The 1,537-nt window shown below is 66.4% G+C and carries 1 protein-coding gene and 1 pseudogene; both read left to right on the top strand.

Translation table 11 applies throughout. The features are described from left to right. Window positions 1-159: 159 nt before the first annotated feature. Window positions 160-1,230 (top strand): rhamnose ABC transporter substrate-binding protein, encoded by a 1,071-nt coding sequence (gene rhaS, locus ABEA10_RS00325; RefSeq protein ID WP_345455659.1) that lies wholly within the window; start codon window positions 160-162, stop codon window positions 1,228-1,230. 144 nt (window positions 1,231-1,374) lie between these two features. Further along, window positions 1,375-1,537, top strand: a pseudogene (locus ABEA10_RS00320) (L-rhamnose isomerase); the annotation flags it as partial.

The following is a 1,537-nucleotide window of genomic DNA, read 5'->3' as shown; positions in this document are numbered from 1 at the left end:
TCATGCTCCGTGACGTCGCGACCGAGATCCAGTCCATCGTCACCGGCCTCCTCCTCATCGTCTCCGTGCTGACGCCGCGGATCGTGGCGGCGGTACGCGAGGCGCGGCGACATCCCCGCGGGTCCCTCACCGCCTCCTCCTCCACGCAAGGGAGTTGACATGCTGAAACGTCCAATGGCGGCCGTGGCACTCGTGGCCGCGTTCGCCCTGGGAGCCGCCGCGTGCGGCGGTACGACCAAGAACTCGACGGCCAAGGACGGCGGCAACGCCGCGACGAGTGGCAAGAAGGCCGACCCGAACGCCCCGATCAAGCAGAACCTCAAGCTCGCCTTCCTGCCCAAGCAGGTCAACAACCCGTACGAGACGATCGTCGACAACGCCGGCATCGCCGCGGCCAAGGGCTTCTACGCCCAGGCCAAGGAGGTCGGTCCGTCGGATGCGTCGGCCTCGTCGCAGATCTCCTACCTCAACACGCTGATCCAGCAGCGTCAGGACGCGATCCTCATCGCGGCCAACGACCCCAACGCCGTCTGCGGGCCGCTGAAGCAGGCCATGTCCCGCAAGATCGCCGTCGTGGCCTATGACTCCGACGCGGCCAAAGAGTGCCGGGACGTCTTCATCAACCAGGCGAGCTCGGAAGAGATCGGCCGCAGTGAGATCAAGGTCATGTCCGACCTGATCGGCGGCAAGGGCAAGATCGCGATCCTGTCGGCGACCGCCAACGCCACCAACCAGAACACCTGGATCAGCTTCATGAAGGAGGAGCTGAAGAAGCCGGAGTACTCCGGGATCCAGCTGGTGAAGGTCGCCTACGGTGACGACGATGACCAGAAGTCCTTCCAGCAGACCCAGGGTCTGCTCCAGGCCTACCCGGACCTGAAGGGCATCATCGCGCCCACCACCGTCGGCATCGCCGCCGCGGCCCGCTACGTGTCCTCCTCCAAGTACAAGGGCAAGGTCGAGGTCTCCGGCCTGGGCACGCCGAACCAGATGCGCAAGTTCGTCAAGGACGGCACCGTGCACAAGTTCGAGCTGTGGGACCCGGGCAACCTCGGCTACCTCGCCGCGTATGCCGCGGCGGCGCTCGTCTCCGGTCAGATTACCGGCGCGCAGGGCGAGACGTTCAAGGCCGGCAAGCTCGGCCCCCGGACCATCGGCAAGGACGGCGAGGTCATCCTCGGCCCGCCGACCGTCTTCGACAAGAACAACATCGATAACTACCACTTCTGACCCCCGGCGCGGGGGCGGGGCCGGCGGCCCCGCCCCGGTGCGGAGCGTTCTTCCGCGCGCGTCCGACGGCCGTCCCGACGAGGGCCGATGTCGCTCGCCGGCGTTTTCCACCTGGCATGAAGCTCGTAGGAATCGGGGTTTCTCGTGACCGACACAAAGACCGTGAAGGCGGCGCTGCGGAGTCAGCGCATTGAGACGCCGTCGTGGGCGTATGGCAATTCCGGGACGCGTTTCAAGGTGTTCGCTCAGGAGGGTGTGCCGCGTACGCCGCAGGAGAAGATCGATGATGCGGCGCAGGTGCATCGGT

The sequence above is a fragment of the Actinoallomurus oryzae genome (assembly GCF_039541955.1).
GTDB lineage: Bacteria > Actinomycetota > Actinomycetes > Streptosporangiales > Streptosporangiaceae > Actinoallomurus > Actinoallomurus oryzae.
This window is presented reverse-complemented; position numbering and strand designations above follow the sequence as displayed.